General features: G+C 72.1%; 18 protein-coding genes and 1 pseudogene. 11 read left to right on the top strand and 8 right to left on the bottom strand.

All coding sequences use genetic code 11. From position 1 onward, the window contains the following. Nucleotides 1-35: 35 nt before the first annotated feature. A complete protein-coding gene (locus BKA00_RS30475) occupies nt 36-1,580 on the top strand; it encodes an MFS transporter (RefSeq protein WP_185030906.1) in 1,545 nt (514 codons plus the stop codon). A gap of 243 nt (nt 1,581-1,823) precedes the next feature. Here BKA00_RS30475 and BKA00_RS30470 read toward each other — a convergent pair whose 3' ends face one another. Together BKA00_RS30470 and BKA00_RS30465 are read right to left on the bottom strand one after the other, a co-directional pair. Then, nucleotides 1,824-2,510, bottom strand: coding sequence for a response regulator (locus tag BKA00_RS30470; RefSeq protein WP_185030904.1), 687 nt, complete (start codon nt 2,508-2,510; stop codon nt 1,824-1,826). Continuing rightward, nucleotides 2,480-3,811, bottom strand: coding sequence for a sensor histidine kinase (locus tag BKA00_RS30465; RefSeq protein WP_230298984.1), 1,332 nt, complete (start codon nt 3,809-3,811; stop codon nt 2,480-2,482). The genes BKA00_RS30470 and BKA00_RS30465 overlap by 31 nt, the downstream gene beginning before the upstream one ends. A gap of 126 nt (nt 3,812-3,937) precedes the next feature. On the opposite strand from BKA00_RS30465, the gene BKA00_RS30460 reads away from it, so the two are divergent. From BKA00_RS30460 to BKA00_RS30435, 6 genes are all read left to right on the top strand, one after another. Then, entirely contained in the window at nt 3,938-5,251 is a 1,314-nt protein-coding gene (locus BKA00_RS30460) for an SGNH/GDSL hydrolase family protein (protein ID WP_221493345.1), read from the top strand. Between the two features lie 89 nt (nt 5,252-5,340). Next, complete coding sequence (locus tag BKA00_RS30455; protein WP_338072176.1) at nt 5,341-6,006, top strand: ABC transporter ATP-binding protein; 666 nt, start codon at nt 5,341-5,343, stop codon at nt 6,004-6,006. Nucleotides 6,007-6,009: 3 nt separating this feature from the next. Continuing rightward, a complete protein-coding gene (locus BKA00_RS30450) occupies nt 6,010-7,941 on the top strand; it encodes an FtsX-like permease family protein (RefSeq protein ID WP_185030898.1) in 1,932 nt (643 codons plus the stop codon). 193 nt (nt 7,942-8,134) lie between these two features. Further along, the gene (locus BKA00_RS30445) at nt 8,135-8,929 is read left to right on the top strand and encodes a GNAT family N-acetyltransferase (protein WP_185030896.1); all 795 of its coding nucleotides are present in this window, start codon (nt 8,135-8,137) and stop codon (nt 8,927-8,929) included. After that, on the top strand, nt 8,926-9,150 hold the full coding sequence (infA, locus tag BKA00_RS30440; protein WP_185030894.1) for a translation initiation factor IF-1: 225 nt from the start codon (nt 8,926-8,928) through the stop codon (nt 9,148-9,150). Before BKA00_RS30445 ends, infA begins: the two co-directional genes overlap by 4 nt. A 237-nt stretch (nt 9,151-9,387) precedes the next feature. Next, a complete protein-coding gene (locus tag BKA00_RS30435) occupies nt 9,388-9,864 on the top strand; it encodes a hypothetical protein (RefSeq protein WP_185030892.1) in 477 nt (158 codons plus the stop codon). 152 nt (nt 9,865-10,016) lie between these two features. On the opposite strand, the gene BKA00_RS30430 is transcribed toward BKA00_RS30435, so the two are convergent. Next, nucleotides 10,017-10,445 (bottom strand): ATP-binding protein, encoded by a 429-nt coding sequence (locus BKA00_RS30430; protein WP_338072175.1) that lies wholly within the window; start codon nt 10,443-10,445, stop codon nt 10,017-10,019. Nucleotides 10,446-10,546: 101 nt separating this feature from the next. Between BKA00_RS30430 and BKA00_RS30425 the strand changes: the two genes are divergently transcribed. Together BKA00_RS30425 and BKA00_RS30420 are read left to right on the top strand one after the other, a co-directional pair. Next, nucleotides 10,547-11,359: a helix-turn-helix domain-containing protein gene (locus BKA00_RS30425; RefSeq protein WP_185030888.1), complete on the top strand. Its 813-nt coding sequence runs from the start codon at nt 10,547-10,549 to the stop codon at nt 11,357-11,359. Next, nucleotides 11,356-11,541, top strand: a complete 186-nt coding sequence (locus tag BKA00_RS30420; protein WP_185030886.1) for a DUF397 domain-containing protein — start codon at nt 11,356-11,358, stop codon at nt 11,539-11,541. Before BKA00_RS30425 ends, BKA00_RS30420 begins: the two co-directional genes overlap by 4 nt. A 25-nt stretch (nt 11,542-11,566) precedes the next feature. Here the strand turns inward: BKA00_RS30420 and BKA00_RS30415 are convergent, their stop codons facing one another. Beyond that, a complete protein-coding gene (locus tag BKA00_RS30415) occupies nt 11,567-12,676 on the bottom strand; it encodes a winged helix DNA-binding domain-containing protein (protein ID WP_185034990.1) in 1,110 nt (369 codons plus the stop codon). 71 nt (nt 12,677-12,747) lie between these two features. Here BKA00_RS30415 and BKA00_RS30410 point away from each other — a divergent pair. Next, nucleotides 12,748-12,912 (top strand): annotated as a pseudogene (locus tag BKA00_RS30410) (nitroreductase/quinone reductase family protein); the annotation flags it as partial. Nucleotides 12,913-13,011: 99 nt separating this feature from the next. Here BKA00_RS30410 and BKA00_RS30405 read toward each other — a convergent pair. The 3 genes from BKA00_RS30405 to BKA00_RS30395 form a co-directional block, all read right to left on the bottom strand. Further along, nucleotides 13,012-13,359, bottom strand: a complete 348-nt coding sequence (locus tag BKA00_RS30405; RefSeq protein ID WP_185030884.1) for a DoxX family protein — start codon at nt 13,357-13,359, stop codon at nt 13,012-13,014. 178 nt (nt 13,360-13,537) lie between these two features. Beyond that, nucleotides 13,538-14,416, bottom strand: coding sequence for a sigma-70 family RNA polymerase sigma factor (locus BKA00_RS30400; RefSeq protein ID WP_185030883.1), 879 nt, complete (start codon nt 14,414-14,416; stop codon nt 13,538-13,540). Between the two features lie 159 nt (nt 14,417-14,575). After that, a complete protein-coding gene (locus BKA00_RS30395; RefSeq protein ID WP_185030881.1) occupies nt 14,576-14,986 on the bottom strand; it encodes a hypothetical protein in 411 nt (136 codons plus the stop codon). Nucleotides 14,987-15,386: 400 nt separating this feature from the next. Between BKA00_RS30395 and BKA00_RS30390 the strand changes: the two genes are divergently transcribed. Next, nucleotides 15,387-15,884, top strand: coding sequence for a pyridoxamine 5'-phosphate oxidase family protein (locus BKA00_RS30390; RefSeq protein WP_185030879.1), 498 nt, complete (start codon nt 15,387-15,389; stop codon nt 15,882-15,884). Nucleotides 15,885-15,933: 49 nt separating this feature from the next. On the opposite strand, the gene BKA00_RS30385 is transcribed toward BKA00_RS30390, so the two are convergent. Further along, nucleotides 15,934-18,786 carry an AfsR/SARP family transcriptional regulator gene (locus BKA00_RS30385; protein ID WP_185030876.1) on the bottom strand — a complete coding sequence of 951 codons (2,853 nt, stop codon included), beginning with the start codon at nt 18,784-18,786 and terminating at the stop codon, nt 15,934-15,936. Nucleotides 18,787-18,898: the final 112 nt, after the last annotated feature.

Raw genomic sequence — 18,898 nt, 5'->3', positions numbered from 1 at the left:
GCGCGGCACGCCGCACCACGAGTGAGGACGAAGTCATGGCGACCACGAAGGCGCCCCCGCCGCCCGCCGGCTCGCGCCGCTGGGCGGCGCTGCCGTTCATCGGCCTGGCCCAGCTAATGATCGTTCTGGACGGGACGGTCGTGAACATCGCGCTGCCGTCGCTCCAGACGGACCTGCACATCTCCGACGGCGACCGGCAGTGGATCATCACCGCGTACACGCTGGCGTTCGGCAGCCTGCTGCTGCTCGGCGGCCGGATCGCCGACTACACCGGCCGCAGGCGGGCCTTCCTGATCGCCCTGCTCGGCTTCGCCGGCGCGTCGGCGCTCGGCGGCGCGGCGGCCGACTTCGAGATGCTGCTGACCGCCCGCGCCCTCCAGGGCGCGTTCGGGGCGCTGCTCGGGCCGTCCGCGCTGTCGCTGCTGGCCGTGACCTTCACCGGGCCGAAGGACCGCGCCAAGGCGTTCGGGATCTGGGGCGCGATCTCCGCCGCGGGCGGCGCGATCGGGCTGCTGGCCGGCGGGGCGCTGACCGACTACCTGGACTGGCGCTGGTGCCTGTACATCAACATCCCGATCGCCGTGATCGCGGCGGTCGGCGGGTTCGCGATGCTCACCGAGTCCCGGCACGCGGGCCCCGCCCGGTTCGACTTCCTCGGGGTGCTGCCGGTCACCGGCGGTCTCGTCGCGATCGTGTACGCCACCGGCCGGGCCGGGGCGGACGGCTGGGGCTCGGCGAAGGTCATCGGCCTGCTCGCCGCCGGCGCGGTGCTGCTCGCCGCGTTCGCCCTCGTCGAGAGCCGCGTCGCGCAGCCGCTGCTGCCGCTGCGCGTGATCGCCGACCGCACCCGCGGCGGCGCCTACCTGGCCGTGGGCCTGGCCGTCATCGGGATGTTCGGGGCGTTCCTCTTCCTGACGTACTACATGCAGGTCGTCAAGGGATACTCGCCGATCAGGACGGGTGCGGCCTTCCTTCCGATGGCCACGGCGGTGCTGCTGTCGGCCGGCGGTCTCACCACCCGGCTGCTGCCCAGGCTCGCGCCGCGCGCGCTGATCGTCCCCGGGATGCTCGTCAGCTCCGCCGGCATGCTGTGGATGCTCACCCTGGAGCCCGGCACGCACTACGCCGCGGGCGTCCTGGTCGCGCAGCTCCTCCTCGGCTTCGGGGCGGGCATGATCATGCCGGTGGCCCTCGACTACGCCACCCACGGCGTCGGCCAGGGCGACTCCGGCATCGCCTCGGCCACCGTCAACACCGCGCAGCAGATCGGCGGTTCGATCGGCATCGCGCTCCTCAACACCATCGCCACCGCGGCCACCGCGGACCACCTCGCCGCGCACGCCTCGCAAGGCCCGAGCCCGGCCATCGCCAAGCAGGCGCTGGTGGAGGGCTTCGCCGCGGCCGGCGCCTGGTCGGCCGGAATCCTCGTGGTCGGCGCGCTGATCGTCGCCGTCCTGATGAACACCCCGCGCCCCGAGCAGCAGACCGCTCCAGCGGACACGCCCGCGCCGGGGGACCAGATCTCTCCCGCCGCCGGAGCGCCGGACCTGCCGCCGGGAGCCCCCGCCCACAGCGCCTGACCGACCGCGGCCGCGACCGCCGACCGGCCGCCTCGGACTACGCCGCCGGCTCGGGGGCACTGCCGGCAGTCCGAGGACCTTGAGCCCGGTCGGCGGCGGCCCGGGAGCGGTGAGCCAGCCGGTGACGTCCCATGGGGGGCGAAACCGGGCGGCTTTCCGTGATCATAGGCCGCTCCGGCGGCGTGTCCACGTGGATTTCGCCTCCGCGGCTCAGGCCTTCGAGACGCGCGGGGCCTTCCGGACTCACCCGGGATCCGGGGCGGGAGGACGGCCCCGCAGGTAGGTCAGGACGGCGAGGACCCTGCGGTGCGTGTCGTCGGTCTGGGGAAGGTCGAGTTTGGCCAGGATGCTTCGGACGTGCTTGCCCACGGTCGCGTCGGTGACGACCAGCCGCCGGGCGATGGCGGCGTTGGAGTGCCCTTCGGCGATGAGCGCGAGCACCTCGTGCTCGCGCGGGGACAGCGCCGCGAGCGGGTCCCGGCGGCGGCCGATGAGCTGCCGGATGACCTTCGGGTCCACCACCGTGCCGCCGTCGAGCACCTGGCGCAGCGCGGCGACGAAGTCGGCGACGTCCACCACCCGGTCCTTGAGCAGGTAGCCGACACGACGGCCGTCGCCGGAGTCCAGCAGGTCGGCGGCGTAGCTCAGCTCGACGTACTGGCTGAGCGCCACCACCGCGAGGCCCGGGTCGGCCCGGCGCAGCCTCACGGCGGCTCGCAGGCCCTCGTCGGAGAAGTCCGGCGGCATCCGGATGTCGGTGATGACCAGGTCGGGGCGGTGCTCGGCGACGGCCGCGAGCAGGGCCTCGGCGTCGTCGACGGCGGCGGCCACGTCGAAGCCGAACCTGGCCAGCAGCCCGGCCAGGCCCTCCCGCAGCAGGACGCCGTCCTCGGCGAGGACTACCCGGACGGCGGTCGGTTCGGTTCGCAAGGGAGCTCCACACGGACGAGGGTCGGGCCCCCGGCGGGGCTCGACACGAGCAGTCTGCCGTCGATCACCGCCACCCGGTCGGCGAGACCGGTCAGCCCGGTGCCGCGGGACGGGTCGGCGCCGCCCGCGCCCTCGTCGGCGACCTCCACGGTGAGGACGCCGCCGGAGAGGCGCGCGACCACCGCGGCACGGTCGGCGCCGCTGTGCTTGGCCGCGTTGGTGAGCGCCTCGGCGGCGGCGAAGTAGGCCGTGCTCTCGACCTGGCGCGGAAGCCGTCCGGGCAGGTCGGCCTCGACGGTGACGGCGAGCGGGGACCGGTCGGCCAGCTCCCCCAGCGCCGCCGCCAGGCCCCGGTCGGTGAGGACGCGGGGGTGGATCCCGTGGACGAGTTCCCGCAGCTCCGTCATGAGCAGCTTCGCCTCCGCGTGGGCGTCCGCGACACTGTCGGCGGCCGGGGATCCGGGCGGCAGGTCGACGCGGGCGATCCCGAGCTTCAGGGTGAGCGAGACCAGCCGCTGCTGGGCGCCGTCGTGCAGGTCGCGCTCGATGCGGCGGCGCTCGGCCTCGAACGCGTCGACCAGCCGGGCGCGGGACCGCGCGACCTCGACCAGTTCGGCCTGGAGCCGTCCGTCCGGGCCGTTGCGCAGACACGTCCTGGCGAGCGCGCCCTGCGCGGCGGCGACCAGGGCCAGCAGGTACGGGACGGCGGGCAGCAGCACCAGCCCCGCGACCGCGTAGGGCAGCGCCTCCGCCGGAGTCGCGAGCCTCAACGGGCCGAGCACCATCGGCCCGTCGCCGCCGAGCAGGATCAGCGGGGCGGCCACGGCGCCGAACTCGAAGGCCAGCGCGGACAGCATCGCCGCGTACAGGACGGGCACGGCGGCGGACAGCAGCAGGAAGTAGCCGAGCGCGCGCCAGGTGACCGGCTCGGTGTAACGGGTGCGGAACCACGGCAGGACGCCCCGCTCAGGCGGCCGCCGATGCCCCGGACCCGCCGGACGGACGTCCACCAGGCGGAGCCGGCGCCGTTCCAGCCCGGTCAGCGGGATGGTCACCGCCGGCCCGAGCCCGGCGACCAGCAGCAGCCCGAGGACCGCCGGAAGCGCCCGCTCGCCGAGCGCGGCGTCCGACGCGGCGGCCAGGAGCAACGGCATTCCGAGCAGCACCAGCGGCAGTCCCGCCGCGACCACGACGGCCATGGTCGACAGGAGGTAACCGGCGGCGCGCCATGGCCAGGCCGTCAGCAGGTACCCGCGGCTTCCCATCGCGGCCAGGAGGGTGGGCGGCGGGTCGTTCGGCACAGGCGTACGCTAGCCGACCCCGCGACGTGCCCGACCCGTAAGAACACCGAGGTAGTGCTAGGCATACCTCCAAGTTGGTGGATCACCGTGATGCGGCCGACGGGTCCCCGGCTGTGGGATCGAAGCATGAGAAGAAAGCTCCCCAAACGGGTTACCGCGCCCCTGGCCGGCCTCACCGCGGCAGCGCTGATCGGCGGCCTCGGATACGCCTGGCCCCGTCCCGCCCCGGCCGCGGCGCAGCCTGTTTCCCACCGGTCCGCGTCCCTCAAGACCCCGGGCTGGTCGCAGAGCTGGGGCGCGGCGATGCAGCGCCCGATCGCCGGGGGCGAGGACGAGGGGCCGAACTGGTCGGTGGAAGGCTTCGGCGACCACTCGCTGCGCCAGGTCGTCCGCCTCAGCGCGGGCGGTACGAAGGTGCGGATCCGGCTGTCCAACCGGTACGGGACCCGGCCGCTGCGGGTCGCCGCGGCGGCCGTCGCCCGCTCGGCGGGCGGCGCCCAGGCGTGGCCGGGCACCACGGCCGCGCTGACCTTCGGCGGGACGCGGTCCGCCACCGTCGCGCCGGGCGCCGACATCGTCAGCGATCCGGCGCCGCTGACCACCGCGCCGCTGGAGAAGCTGGCGGTGACGCTGCGGTTCACCGGTGCGACGGGGCCCGCGACCTTCCACCGCTTCACCACCCAGCCCGCCTACCGCGCCCCCGGCGACCACCTGTCCGACGTGGGCGCCGGCGCCTACACCGCTTCGACCGACGCGCTGTACTACCTGACGGGCATCGACGTCACCGGCGGAACCGGCACCGGCACGGTGGTCGCCTTCGGGGACTCGCTCATCGACGGCGTCGGAGCCGGGCCCGGCGCCGACGCGCGGCTGCCGGACGCCCTGGCCGAGCGGCTGGCCGCCGCCCGCAGCCCGCTCGGCGTCGTCAACGCGGGCATCGGCGGCAACCGGCTGCGCTACGACTCGGCGTGCGCCGGGGACAAGGCCACCGCCCGGTTCGCCCGGGACGTCCTGGACCGTCCCGGCGTGCGGGCGGTGATCGTCCATCTGGGCGCCAACGACATCCGGGACACCCCCGGCGACCCGTGCCTGCGGCCGGGCGGACCGGCGACCGCCGCGCAGGTCATCGACGCCCAGCGGCAACTGGTCCGCGCCGCCCGCGCCCGCGGCCTCAAGGTCGTCGGGACGACCATCCTCCCGATGAAGGGCGCCCTGTTCCCGGTGTGGTCGCCCGAGGTCGAGAAGAACCGCGACGCCGTCAACCACTGGATCCGGACCAGCGGCACCTACGACGCCGTCCTGGACGCCGACCGCATCATGGCCGACCCCGCCGACGCCGACCGTCCCCGCCTCTCGTACGTCTACCAGGACGGCCTGCACCCCAACGACGCGGGCTACCAGGCCCTGGCGCGCGGCATCGACCTGCGGACCCTGCGGTGACGGGCCTTGCCCCCGCGCCCGCATCCGCTCCGGTCGCGCCGGTGCAGCTGTACCAGGTGAGCAGGCATTACGGAACGGGAGAAGCACGCGTGCAGGCGCTGACCGACGTCAGCGTGACCTTCCCCGCCGGTTCCTGGACCGCCGTGATGGGCCCCTCGGGCTCGGGGAAGTCGACCTTGCTGCACTGCGCCGCGGGCCTGGACCGGGTGACGTCCGGACGCGTCCTGCTCGCCGGGCAGGACGTCACCCACGCCACCGACGCGACGCTGACCGGCCTGCGGCGCCGCGCCGTGGGGTTCGTCTTCCAGAACTTCAACCTGATCGCCTCGCTCACCGCCGAGCAGAACGTCGCGCTGCCGTTGAAGCTCGCCGGCGCCCGGCCGTCGCGCCGCGACGTCCGGGCCGCCCTCGCGGATGTCGGCCTGGACGACCGCGCGCGGCACCGTCCGCGCGAACTGTCGGGCGGGCAGCAGCAGCGGGTGGCGATCGCCCGCGCGATGGTGACGCGGCCATCGGTGCTCTTCGCCGACGAACCCACCGGCGCCCTGGACACCGGATCGGCCCGCACCGTCCTGCGTCTGCTGCGCCGCATGGTCGACACCGCCGGGCAGACCGTCGTGATGGTCACCCACGACCCGGTCGCGGCGGCGAGCGCCGACGCGGTGGTGTTCCTGTCCGACGGCCGGGTCGCGGACCGCCTGGTGCGTCCGTCCGCCGTCCAGGTCGCCGAGCGGCTCACGCGGTTGGAGGGCTGAGGCGTGCTGCGCATCTCCGCCAGCACCGTCCGGGACCGCTGGCCGCTGTTCGCCGGGGCGCTGCTCACCGTCTCCCTGGGCGTGGCGCTGGTGCAGTCGTCGGTGCTCGTGCTGCTCTCCACGGGCGAGCCGAAGATCCCACCGGGCGCCTCCGGCCGGACGGCGGAGCAGATCCGGGAGGGTTACGTCGGGGCCGCCACCCTGCTGGGCATGGCCACACCGCTGGCGATGTTCCTGGCGGTGTTCATCGTGGGCTCGACGTTCGCCTTCGCCGTGGAGCAGCGGCGTAAGGATCTGGCCCTGCTGCGCATGCTCGGCGGAAGCCGTCCCCAACTGATCAGGCTGCTGCTCGGCGAGGCGTTCCTGCTGGGGCTGGCGGGAAGCGTCCTCGGGATCCTGCTGGGCGTGCCGGGCACCTGGCTCCAGGCCCGGCTGCTCATCGGGATCGGGCTTCTCCCCGGCGGCTTCTCGGCGCACTGGTCTCCCGGAATCCTGCTGCTGTCGCCGAGCGTGGGCATCGGCGTCGCGGTCTTCGGAGTGCTGTCGGCCTCCTACCGGGCGGCGCGGGTCCGTCCTCTGGACGCCCTGCGCGCCGCCCCGCGCGCGACCCGGGTGATGACCGTCGGCCGCTGGCTGTCGGGGGCCTCCTCGCTGGCTCTGACGATCGCGCTGGTCACGGCCGGGCACGGCGCCGACCTGCTCGGCGCCCTGCTGATCGCGATGGCCGTTTCGGTCTTCGGGTCGGTCGCCCTCAGCGCGCTGAGCCCGCTCGCCGTCCCGCTGGTCGGCCGGGTGCTCGGGACGGTGCTGCGCGCCGGCGTGCTCGGCGAGCTGGCGCAGGCGAACCTGCGCGACGCGGTGCGGCGCAGCGCTTCGACGGCCGCCCCCGTCATCGTCCTCGTCGGCCTGCTGGCCGGCCTGACCGGCGCGCTGAACTCGCTGGCCCGGGCCACCGGCGCGGACCTCGAACGGATCACCGCCGCCGAACTGGTGGTCACCTCGAACGGGGCCGCCGCCGCCCGGATCCCGCAGGTTCCCGGCGTCGCCCTGGCGTCCCCGCAGAGCCAGGTCGAGATGTCGGTGACGTCCCGGCATCGCGTCGAAGGCCGCTCCTACCGGCAGACCCGCTACTCGGGGATCACCGCCGTCGACGGCACCGCCTACCGGCGAACCCACCGCCTCACCCTGCGCTCCGGTTCCCTCGACGCCCTGCACGGTCGCACCATCGCGATCGGCCCCCAGTTGGCCGCCGAAGGCGTTCGCAGCGGCACCGTCACGGCTCGGCTCGGCTCCCGCAAACTCAAACTGCGCACGGTCGCGCGCCTGCCGGAAGTCCTGGAGAACGGCAGCGACAACTTCCTGGTGCCGCGCGACCTCATTCCCGCCGAGATGCTCGCGGCCGCCCCCACGGAGACCCTGGTTCAGGTCGCCCCCGGCACATCGCCGCAGACCGCCGCCACCCGGATCCGCGCCGCCGGGCTCGGTGAGGTGCGAACCCTCCGCCAATGGGCCGACGCCAGAGTGGCGGACCAGCAGCGCGGCACGATGGGGATCATGGCCGTCCTGATGGGCATGTCCGGCCTGTACGCCGCCATCGCGGTCGTCAACGCCGTCGTGATCGCCGCCGCCGAACGCCGCACCGAGTTCGCCGTCGCCCGCGCCACCGGCCTGACCCGCGCCCAGGTCGTCCGGATGGCCGTCATCGAGTCCGCGGCCGTCACCTTCATCGGCCTTTCTCTGGGGGCCCTGGTCGCAGCGGGAGCTCTGGCGGGCTTCTTCCCGAAGATGCACGGCGTGCGCATCCTCGCCGTGCCGTGGAACTTGCTCGGCCTGCTGAGCGCGGCCTCCCTGGCCATCACCGCCGCGGCCGCCGCCCTGACCGCGATGGCCGCCACCAGGCCGTCCCCCACGGCCCTGGTCGCCGCCCGCGAATAGAGCCCGATAAATGGATTGAGCGAGGCGGCGCCGCGTTGATACCGTCGCGCTCGGCCGTGAAGACGTCGCTAGGAGGTGAGACCCGTGAACTCTGTCACCCATGGGTGCTCCCTCAGCCCGTCACGGCCCGGCGGCTGACGATCGGTGTCGCCAGGAGCGCCTGAAGATCGAGGCACTCCTGAAGGAGACTCCGATGAACGCAAAGCCTTTGACATCCAGCCTGAGCGAGAACGCGGTGAAGCTCACGCGCGTCGCGGACAGGCAATGGCACGCACTGGACGACGACCTGGTGGCCGGCCGCGGATATGCGGAGCACCGGCCGGACGGACGCTTGTTCGTCAGCATCGACGCCTGGCACGACGCCGCCTTCGACCGGCTCGCCGAGGCGATGTCGGCGGAACTGCCGGCGCCGCTGTACGCGGTGGTCGACGAAGCCGACGCCGAACTGACGGCCAGGTGGCGCCGAGCCGGTTTCAGGATCCGGCGCCGCGAGTGGGAGTACGCCGTCCCGACCGATCCGCGGGCCACAGGGCTCGAAGGAGTCCAGCCGCCACCGGGCGTGACGATCGTCCCCGCCGGTCAGGCGGACGAGGGCATGCTGCGGGCGGTGGACCGCGCCGTCCGTGACGAGGTCGAGGCGACCGTCGGATGGTGGCAGTCGATGCCCGCGGAGGTCCTCCCCCGCCCCGAGGACGACACCATCGTCGACCCGTCGAAGTACGCGGTGGCCGCGGCACCGGACCGCTACCTGGGGCTGATCCGGGTGGTGACGGTCAGACGGCCGCGCATCGGGCTGGTCGCGGTCCGGGCCGGCGAGCAGCGCCGAGGCATCGCGCGGGCCCTGCTGGCCCATGCACTGGGGACGCTCCACCGCTCCGGCTTCGCCATGGCCTGGGCCGAAGTCCAGGAGTCCAACCAGGCGGCGGCGGCACTGATCGAGGGCATCGGGGCCCGGTCGGTGGGCAGCAACCTGGAGCTGGTCCGATGACGAGGAACAAGCACGGCCTCGAACTCGAAGGCAAGGTCGTCGAGTGCCTGCGCGCCGCCATGTTCACGGTGGAGTTCGAGGAGGGCCACCGCGTGCTCGCGCACATCAGCGGCAAGATGCGCCAGAACTACATCAAGATCAACCTGGAGGACCGGGTCCTGGTGGAGCTCTCCCCGTACGACCTGACGCGCGGCCGGATCGTCTTCCGCTACCGCAACTAGTGACGGCCGGCACCTCCCGAGACAGCTGACCCCGGAGCCCCGGTCACGGCGTCCTCCCGTGACCGGGGCTCCGATCGTCTCCAGCGCCAGGACATGCGGCGGCATCTGTTCATCGGTTGTTCGTCTGACGAACGCTGATCATCCGGATTCGACCGGATTAGCGTCAATCCTGCTGTCTCAGCCCGGTGTTACGCGCTATCCGATGGCAGTGCACCCATCATGAAGAGGAAAACGAACGTGAAGACAACCCTTCGCCGACTGGCGGTCCCCGTTTCCGCACTGACGCTGAGTGTGGCGGGAAGCCTGCTGGCCACGGCTCCGGCCCACGCCTCGGGATACTCGACGTCCGACATCTGCGGCAGCGGGTACCAGACCGTGCGCAGTTACAACGTGTCGTACCAGACGGTCACCGGTGCCTACCGGAAGCTCGGCACGGTGTACCTGGGCTACAACTCCGGCAACGGCTACAACTGCGCGTACACACTGAAGGACGCCGGTCTCGCGGAGAACAACTTCTGGGGCTACCCCACGCGGACCGGGGTCAAGCTGCTCACCGAGAACTCCACCTGGGCCACGGACTACGGCAATTACAAGTACTACGCCGGGCCGGTCTACCGGTACGGCCGTGACCGTTGCACGAAGCTCGTGGCCGACGTGTCCAACAACAGCGGCATCAGCGCGCACTTCGCCTCCGGCTGGGTCGCCTGCGGCTGACCGCGGCGTGTACGGGCGGTTGGAGCTGACACAGGACCTCCGAGGCTCCCCCGTCCGCCGCCCGCGTCGAGCCCGCCCGTCCGGCGAGGTGGGGGAAGTGCGGTCGCACCCCAGGGGGTCGGGTGCGCCCGCTCGCCGGACGGGCGGGGGTCCTAGAGGGCCAGCCGCGCCCAGACGACCTTGCCGCGACCGCTGCCGATGTGCCGGTATCCGCAGCCACCGGTCGCCAGGAGGCGCACCATCATCAGGCCCCGCCCGCCCTCGGCCTCGACGTCGGCGTCCGGAACGACCGGCGGCGCGTGGGACGGATCCCACACCCGGAACTCGACGGCGCCGTCCAGGAGCGTGACCCACGCCTGGATCTCGTGCCCCTCCACGGCGTGCACCACGGCGTTCGTCGCCAGCTCCGACATGATCGTCCGCCCGACATAGTCGAGCCGCGCCAGCCCCCACGCCTCACACGCCTCCGACACGAGCGACCGCGTCAGATACACGCTCTCCGGATAAGCCCGCCACCGAATCGCGAACTCATTTCTTGTGATTGTTGGAAGCTTGTCCCACTTGCCCTGTATGTGGCTCATCCCCGGGACCACCTCTCGCGACTGGGCTCTGGCGAAAGAGTGCCGCCTCCCGATACGGTGAATAGCATTCAATCAATCAATCTGTACTTTCAGGATCACAAATGACCTCCGCGAACGATCTTGATCCAGATAACAACAACTGGCACTGGCTCGCCTCTGACCTGCGCATATGGCGCACGGAACGGAACATGACACAGGAAGCCCTGGGCAACCTTCTCGGCGTGACGAAAGCCCATGTTTCGAACTGGGAATCGGGCCGCGAAAATATGCCCATGAAGCACGCCGAAACTTTGGACCTCATTTGGCGCGCTCGCGGGCATTTCGCCCGACTTCGACGCTTAGCCGAGCGAACGCACGACCCGGGCTGGTGGTCCCAGTACATCCCTCTGGAAGCGAAGGCGTCTCGCGTGAGCTACTGGGCGCTCGCGATCATCCCCGGGCTGCTCCAGACCGAGGACTACGCCCGAACGCTGCTTGAAGACGGCCAGATCATTGAGGACGTCGAGGCGGCCGTCACCGCACGAATGGCGAGGCAAGCGGTCCTCGAACGAGAGAGGCCTCCCGAGCTGCGCATCCTGCTCAACGAGGCGGCGTTAGAACAGCCGGTCGGCGGACCTGAGGTCATGCGACAACAGCTCGCCCATCTGATGACCCTCTCCCACAGACGAAACGTCATCCTTCGCACTGTGCCACGCAACGTGGGTGCGCATATCGGTTTGGACGGGTCGTTCACCCTTCTAAGTGGAGGAAACTGGTCTGCGGCCTACATGGAAGCGAACACAGGTGGCAGACTGACGCACGACCCCACGATGCTTGACGACTTCGTAAGGCGCTTTGACCTCATAGGCTCGGAAGCCTTGTCAGCCTCCGCCTCGCGAAGCCACGTCGCCCGGATTATGGAGGCCATGAAGTGATCGAATGGCGGAAGGCCCGCCGGAGCAACGCGTCCGGAAACGAATGCGTGGAGGTGGCCGCTCTCGCGGAGGGACGCGGCATCAGGGACAGCAAGGCACCCGACGCCGGCCACCTCACCCTCACCCCCACAAGCTTCACCCGGCTCATCACCCGCGCGAAGCGCGGCGACCTGGACCTCTGACCCTCCCGGCAACGCGGACGGCCCATCAGGATTCGAAGCGGATGTCGCGAGTGGCGGCGTCGGCGGCGGCGAAGTCCAAGAGCCGTTCACCCTCCTCGGCCAGCGCATCCTTGTCGCGCGACGCGAGCTGCTCGTAGGGCCGGACGAGCAGCGTCGCGGTGTCCCGTTCACGTTCCAGCTGCCAGTCACCGGCGGTGAACCCGTCCAGGAGCACGATGCCGGGCAGTGGACGGCGCGTGGCGTAGTTCTGCGCGCGGAAGGCGTCGGTGATGACGCGGCTGCGGTCGGCGTGCGACAGCAGCAGATTGTCGAAGTCGTACAGAAGACGCGGTGGCGCGGGGGTGTCGGGGTCGGGCCGGGGGGCGTGGGGCACGTCGAACAGTTCACGCCCGTCGTCGTCGGTGAAGACGGCCAGGCGGGGACGCAGCCGGTTCACCACCTCCCGCAACCGCGTCAGCCCTGACCACTTCTGCACGTCCTTCACGGACGCGGGGCCGAACGCCGCCAGGTAACGCAGGACCATCTCCTCCAGGGACGCGTCGGCCGCCAAAGACCGGCCCAGCCACGCCTCGGCGGTCGTGTGCGCGATGGGCCCGCTTCGCCCCCACACACCCCGGGGCGGCACCTGCACCAGCGCCATCCTGTTGCGGGCCGCGTACGCGAGCGACGCCGGGGGCCGGTCGCCCCATCCCGCCGCCCGGCCGTGTTCGGCGAGCAGCGCGCCGAGTTCCTTGCTCGTACGCGGCTTCTCCTTCACCAACGGCCGGGCGGCGGCGACCAACTCGTCCATGTCCAAGCCCTGGACGGGTTCGCCGTGGGTGTGGTTGGAGAACAGGTCGCGGTCCAGGACGGGCTGGGCCAGCGGGCGCAGCCACAGGCAGTCGCGCGCGCTCACCAGGTGGATCGTCGAACGCATCAACGCGATGCGCACCAGTTGCCGGTCGAGGAGCAGCTGCCCGATCTGCTCCGGGCGCACGTCCTCCAGCCGCACGCCCAAGCCCACGTACCACGAGTGCGGCGTCTGCGCCTGCAGACCCACCAGATGCTCCACCGCCTCCACCACGGGCAGTGTCGAACGGGCCAGCAGCAGCTGCCGGTCGAGCGTGGCGCGGTTGAGCGCGCGGCGAGTGAGCATCGGTGTCACACGGGTCAGAGTAGGGGCGGAGCCGTCTTCCAGGCGGACGAGATAGGCGGTCCCCCGAGTTCCCGCTGCAGGACGGGGTCGTCACGAAGACCTACGTCGCACGTGAGGTCGAGAACGCCGAGCGAGCCGAATGGTGGGCGCGAGCCGTCGCGGGCTACCCGTCCTACGCCGAGTACCAGGAGAAGACCGACAGGCAGATCCCAGTGTTCGTGCCCTACCCGAAATAGCGAGTCGCCGCCGAACGCGCGCCCAGGAGCCGGCGGAACGGCGACACCCTCGTTCCCGCCGGCTGGCCGGCGGGAACGAGGGTGGGTCGGTGCTCGCTGTCAGGCGGCCGATGCCAGGGCGAGGGCGGCGGCGACGGGCACCAGGTAGAGCAGCGGGTACGGGATGTGAGAGAAGGAGCGGGCGCGGACGATGGTGACGACGGCGCCGAGGAAGTAGAGGATCAGGGCGATGGCGGCGGCGAGGCCGACCACGGGGACTGCCAGGCCGATCAGCAGGCCGATCGCGCCCGCGGCCTTGGCCGCACCGAGCACGGTCCACCACGAGCGGGGGACGCCGTACTCGGTCAGGGGCTCGACGACCCACGTGGCGCGGGTGAGGAGCGAGTGGGCCGAGAAGCCGACCCAGACGGCGGCCAGAACCGTGACGATGACGTGGGCTGTGGACATGGCGTTGCTCCTACTGTGGCGCCGGGGCCGTGGGGTTCCGGCGGGTGGGTCGGTCACTGCCCTGACCCGGCGCGTGGGGCGGACGTGACGCCCGGGCAATGTGACGCGCGTCACGCCGCGAGGAGCGTTCGCACGGGCGGCGGAGCGGGTCCGCCGCCCGTGGTCGCGACGGCGGGCGTCAGCCGAGGACGCCCATGTCGAGCCGGCCGAGCCGGTCAGGTTCGGCGATGACGTCGATGGCGGTGACGAGGCCGTCGACGATGGTGAAGGCCAGCACCACCCGCAGGCGGCCGCCGGGGGCCATCGCCAGGCCGACCGCCCCGTCGATGAGGGCGGTGCCGGTGAACCGGGCCCGCTGGACGGCGGCCATCGCGCCCCTGGCCACGGGTTCGGCTCCGGCGACCGTGACGGGTTCGGGGGTGGGGATGACGGCCTCGTCGGCACGGAGCACCACATCGGGGTGGAGCAGGGTGACCAGCCCTTGGAAGTCCCCGCTCCGGGTGGCCGCCAGGAACGCCTCGACGATCTGGCGCTGCCGGTACAGATCTGTGTCGGGTGCCGGTGCTCCCCGGATCCGGCGGCGCGCGCGGCTGGCCAACTGCCGCGTCGCGTCCGTCGAGCGGTCCAGCATGGCGGCGATCTGCTCGAACGGCACCGCGAACATGTCGTGCAGGACGAACGCGAGCCGTTCGGCGGGTGCCAGAGTGTCCAGCACCACCAGCAGCGCCACCCCGACCGAGTCGGCCATCACCGCTTCCTGCTCGGGATCTGCGACCGAGGCGGAATCCAGCACCTGATCGGCCGCCTGGACGTCCAGGGGCGCCTCCCCGCGGTGCTCACGGGAGCGCAGCATGTTCAGGCACACCCGCGCCACCACCGTGGTGAGCCACCCCGCGAGGTTGTGCACTTCACTGGTATCGGCCCGGCTGGCGCGCAGCCAGGCGTCCTGGAGGGCGTCGTCGGCTTCGCTCAGCGAGCCGAGCATCCGGTAGGCCACTGAGCGCAGATGCGGCCGGTGTTCGACGAATCGGCCGGCCAGCCATTCGTTATTGTGCATTCGTCACATTATTCGGCCTACCGGTGTCGGAGTAGCAGGTCAGCCCTGCGCAGACCCCGTCATCACGGGCCGATCCCCTCGGGCACTGCCCTCATCTGGAGGCGCGTGGCGAACTCATGCACGCGCCCTGGCCGATCGGCTCGGCGACCCTGGGCGAGATCACCGATCCTGTGTGGCGCCGGACGGTCCTACCAGCGGTCGACTACGTGGACCTTTGGTGCGTGGAGGGGGTGCGGGTCGGTGGGGAGGGTGCCGTAGGCGCGGTGCTTCCTCGGCGGCCAAGGGAAAGGGCGCGTCGGCGGCCAGGGTGCCCAGAAGGGACTCCCCGTGGTGCGCCAGCAGCGGGACCGCCGTGTTGGACAGCTGCCAGTGCGTGAGGGTCGCGTCGGCGGCGATGACGCTGACGAGGCAGGACGCCTCGGCGAAGGCGTCCGCGATCAGTTCGTGGTGGCGGACCGTGATCTGGCGGGCGTCCGGGTCCCAGCCGACGAACCAGTAGTCGCGTGACGCCGGGTTCACCTCTGCGGTCTCGGCCCTTGCCGGTTCGGGCGGGAGCCCGGGGAAGACCATCCGGCGCAGTTCCTCGTCTCCGCCCCAGGCGTGGGCGACGTCCCAGTCCTCCCAGCCCGGCGCGGTCGTCGGCCCCCGTGAGGTGCCACCGGCCGTACTTCTCGTCCAGCTCCCAGCGGGAGCCGTCTTCCAGGCGGACGAGATAGGCGGTCCAGCATCCCATCCGCGAACAGTACTGCTGGCCGGAGCCCGAAGCCGCCTACCGGCGCAGGCACCGCGACCGCGCCGGCAACGACTTCGGGCTGGGCGCGACCCAGCTCGTCCAGGTCCGGCCCGGCTGGTTTCAGGAAGAGTTCGGAATCTCGGTGTCGCGGGTGTCGAGAACGTCAGGGCGGCTCCGTCCCAGGGGCACGAGCGGCCGGGAAGGGCGCTCGCCGGCACCGAGACAGGAGCGACGACCATGGAGCAGCACGAGATCGACGAGATCCTCAACCGGCCGTACAGCCAGGAGCTGCTGGCGCGTGACGTGACGCGGCTGGCCTACGTGGCGAAGGACGGCACGCCTCGCAACGTGCCGATCGCGTTCACCTGGAACGGCTCGGAGATCGTCATGTGCACCAGCAGGAACGCCCCCAAGCTGGCGCACCTGCGCGAGAACCCGATGGTGGCCCTCACGATCGACACCGAGGTGCACCCGCCGAAGATCCTGCTCCTCCGGGGACGGACCGAACTCGACGTCGTCGACGGCATCCCGGACGAATACCTCCAGATGAACGGCAGCTACGAGATGACGCCCGAGCAGCGCGTCGAGTGGGAGGCCGAGGTCCGCTCGCTCTACGACGGCATGGTCCGGATCGTCGTCACCCCGACCTGGGCGAAGCTCATCGACTTCGAGACCACGCTGCCCAGCGCGGTCGAGGAGCTCGCCCGGCGGCGGGCCGAACGCCAGACCGCCTGATCCCCGATGCCGGCGCGGCTCACTTCGGGGTGGCGCGTGCCCTGGTATGTCACCCGGACGTGGGCTGGTCCGCGGCCGTCCGCAGGCGGAGCTCGTAGGCGACTCGGAGCGCTAGCGCTATGACGTCCCCGGCGCTCGCGCCGCTTTGCCAGGCTTCGGTGTACGACCCGGGTTCCAGGTGCTCGCGCACCCGGTTCTCGGTACGGGTGTGGTGAAGGTGGAAGGGGCGCAGGCCGGTGAGCGCGGCGCCGGTCACCTGGCGTTGGCGGTGCGCGGCTCCGAGCAGGTGGGCGGCGTGATGGTGGTGTCCGAGCACGCCCGCCGTCCAGGCGAGCGTCTCTATGCCCCACGCGGGGCCCCAGCGGTCGTCCATGGCCTGTTGCCGCAGGAGGGCGTCGCAGAGGGGTGTCAGCGCACTCGCGGGATCGCCGTGCAGGAGTTCGGTGAGGCCCGTGAGCCACTGGGCCCAGGTGTGCGCCCACTCGGCTCCCGAGGCGACGGCCTCGGCGACATAGGTCTCGCATGCGGACACCGCGATGCTCTGGTCCCCGAGGAACGCGGCCGCCATCGCCCAGAACATGGTGGCCATGTGGGCGTCCCCGGTGTGGCCCGCGGCCCGCAGCCCCTCGCGTGCCCTGGCGAGCTGCTCGATGCAGGCGGGGTCGTCGTGCGCCAGCAGTGCGTGGACACCTTCGACGTAGGCCACGGGGGGTGCCTGCGCGCCCAGTTCGTGGGCGCGGCACTCGTTCATGAGCGTCTCGGCGGCCTTCTGGTCCCCCTGGATGGTCGCGATGAAGGTCTTCATGGCCGTCACCATGATCGTCGTCTCGCGGATGCCGGGGCCGAGACCGGCCGAGAGGCTGTCGAGCCAGTGGCGCGCCTCGCCCAGCGTGCCGCTGAAGAACCATGACCGGGTGCGGGTGAGGTCGGCGGCGATGTCCGCACCGGTCCGGACGCGGTCCGGGCGGCCGACGCAGAACCCCAGGGCGGCGCGGAAGTTGGGCACCTCCGCGCGCAGGCGGTCCAGCCATTCGGCCTCCCGCGGGCTGCACCAGTCCGCGGCGGCGCCCGCGGCGAGAGCGTGGTAGTGGTCGCTGTGGCGGACGCGGTACTCGGTGGCGTTCCCGTCCCTTCGGAGCCGGTCCAGCCCGTACTGGCGGATGGTCTCCAGCAGCCGGTAGCGGGCGGAGCGGCCGTCTCCGTCGACCACCACGACGGACTTGTGGATGAGACCGGTGACCAGGTCGAGCACGTCGGCCCGGTCGATGCCGTCGCCCGCGCACACGGCCTCGGCCGCCTTGAGGTCGAAACTGCCGGCGAAGACCGACAGCCGCGTCCAGAGCATGCGTTCGCCGGACGTGCACAGGTTGTAGCTCAGGTCCATGACCCCGCGCAGCGTCCTGCGGTACCGGTTCGCGCCGGGCCCCCGAGGGTCGGACAGGAGCCGGAAGCGGTCCTCCAGCCGTTCCAGGATCTCCTCGACGGTGAGGGAGGTCAGCCGGACCGCCGCCAGTTCGATGGCCAGCGGGATGCCGTCCAGGCGACGGCAGAGCTCCGCGGCCGAACCGCCGTCCCGCAGCGGAGCGGCGCACGCCGCCGCCCGGTCGCTCAGCAACCGGACGGCCTCGCATGCGCCCCCGTCACCGCCGGGCCGGAGCGTCAGGCCGGAAACGAGCAGGACGTGCTCGCCCGGTACGCCCAGCCGCTCACGGCTGGTGGCGAGTACCCGGAGACCCGGCGCCGCGCACAGCAGCCGCTGGACGAGCCGCGCCACCGCGTCGACCAGGTGTTCGCAGTTGTCGAGCACGAGCAGCAGGTGCCGGTCGCGCACGTGGTCGGCCAGGGCGTCCATCGCGGAGCGCACCGACTGGTCGCGGAGCCCCAGCGCCTCGGCGACGGCGCGGGCCACCAGCGTCGAGTCCGTCAGCGCGGCGAGGTCGGCCAGCCACACCCCGTCGGGGAAGTGGGGCCGCGCCTGCCCCGCGGCGCGCAGGGCCATCCTCGTCTTGCCGACTCCGCCGACTCCGGTCAGCGTGACCAGACGCGACGCGCGCAGCAGGCGCCGCGTCTCGGCCAGCTCCATCTCCCTGCCGACGAAGGACGTCGTCTCGGCGGGCAGGTGGCCGCCCTCCCCCGGCGATCCTCGGCGGATCGCGGCGAGCTCCGGCGCGGAGGTGAGGATCCGCTGGTGCAGCGTGCGGAGTTCGTCGCCGGGATCGATGCCCAGCTCCTCGGCCAGGAGACGGCTTACCTCGCGGTAGCGCTCCAGCGCCTCGCCCTGCCGGCCGCACCTGTAGAGCGCCAGCATCAGCTGCGCCCAGAAGCGCTCCCGGAACGGGTGACGTTCCGTCAGCCGCCGCAGCTCCGGGAGCACGTCGGCGGGACGTCCGCAGTGCATGACCGCGTCGATCCACTGTTCCCGCGCGGCGAGATGCCGCTCGCACAGCGCGGCGACGACGTCCTGGAACTGCTCCGCCGGCAGGTCGGCCAGGGGTTCGCCCCTCCAGAGCGCGAGCGCCTCACCGAGCAGCTCCGCCGCCCGGTCGTGATCGCGCGCGGACGAGGCGGCGGCCCCCTCCCGGACGAGGGCGTCGAACCGGCGCGCGTCCACGGCGTCCGGCAGCGCCTTGATCATGTAACCGCGGCGATCGGTCACCACGACGTCCGGGCCGAGCGTCCGGCGGAGTCGCAGGACGTAGTTCTGGACGGCGTTCCGCGCGCCCCGCGGCGGGTCGTCGCCCCACAGCCGGCGCGCGAGGGCGTCCACCGAGACGATCTGCCCCGCGTCGATGAGCAGCGCCGCCAGGAGCGCGCGTTGCCGACCGGCGCCGATCGGCACGCGCACGCCGTCGCGCGCGACCTCGAGAGGACCCAGGATCCCGAATTCGTACCGGGCGTTCACCGTCTCAAGTTATAACGATGTGTTAGTAAACGCCTACTCTCCGCGTCGTTGAACGGGTCAGAGGGCGGGGCGACCGAGACCTGACCGGGACGACAGCGCGGGCCGGGATGGC

Origin of the sequence: Actinomadura coerulea, from assembly GCF_014208105.1 — a bacterium.
In the GTDB taxonomy this organism is placed as follows: Bacteria; Actinomycetota; Actinomycetes; order Streptosporangiales; family Streptosporangiaceae; genus Spirillospora; species Spirillospora coerulea.
The sequence above is the reverse complement of the archived record's forward strand: the minus strand, read 5'-3'. Positions and strand labels throughout refer to the sequence as shown.

What these genes read in the sequence shown, in the direction of transcription:
- BKA00_RS30460 (WP_221493345.1), top strand. Translation starts at nt 3,938, where the DNA reads ATGAGAAGAAAGCTCCCCAAACGGGTTACCGCGCCCCTGGCCGGCCTC.
- BKA00_RS30405 (WP_185030884.1), bottom strand. Translation starts at nt 13,359, where the DNA reads ATGTCCACAGCCCACGTCATCGTCACGGTTCTGGCCGCCGTCTGGGTC.
- BKA00_RS30415 (WP_185034990.1), bottom strand. Translation starts at nt 12,676, where the DNA reads ATGCTCACTCGCCGCGCGCTCAACCGCGCCACGCTCGACCGGCAGCTG.
- BKA00_RS30395 (WP_185030881.1), bottom strand. Translation starts at nt 14,986, where the DNA reads ATGGTCTTCCCCGGGCTCCCGCCCGAACCGGCAAGGGCCGAGACCGCA.
- BKA00_RS30425 (WP_185030888.1), top strand. Translation starts at nt 10,547, where the DNA reads ATGACCTCCGCGAACGATCTTGATCCAGATAACAACAACTGGCACTGG.
- BKA00_RS30445 (WP_185030896.1), top strand. Translation starts at nt 8,135, where the DNA reads ATGAACGCAAAGCCTTTGACATCCAGCCTGAGCGAGAACGCGGTGAAG.
- BKA00_RS30400 (WP_185030883.1), bottom strand. Translation starts at nt 14,416, where the DNA reads ATGCACAATAACGAATGGCTGGCCGGCCGATTCGTCGAACACCGGCCG.
- BKA00_RS30430 (WP_338072175.1), bottom strand. Translation starts at nt 10,445, where the DNA reads ATGAGCCACATACAGGGCAAGTGGGACAAGCTTCCAACAATCACAAGA.
- BKA00_RS30390 (WP_185030879.1), top strand. Translation starts at nt 15,387, where the DNA reads ATGGAGCAGCACGAGATCGACGAGATCCTCAACCGGCCGTACAGCCAG.
- BKA00_RS30475 (WP_185030906.1), top strand. Translation starts at nt 36, where the DNA reads ATGGCGACCACGAAGGCGCCCCCGCCGCCCGCCGGCTCGCGCCGCTGG.
- infA (WP_185030894.1), top strand. Translation starts at nt 8,926, where the DNA reads ATGACGAGGAACAAGCACGGCCTCGAACTCGAAGGCAAGGTCGTCGAG.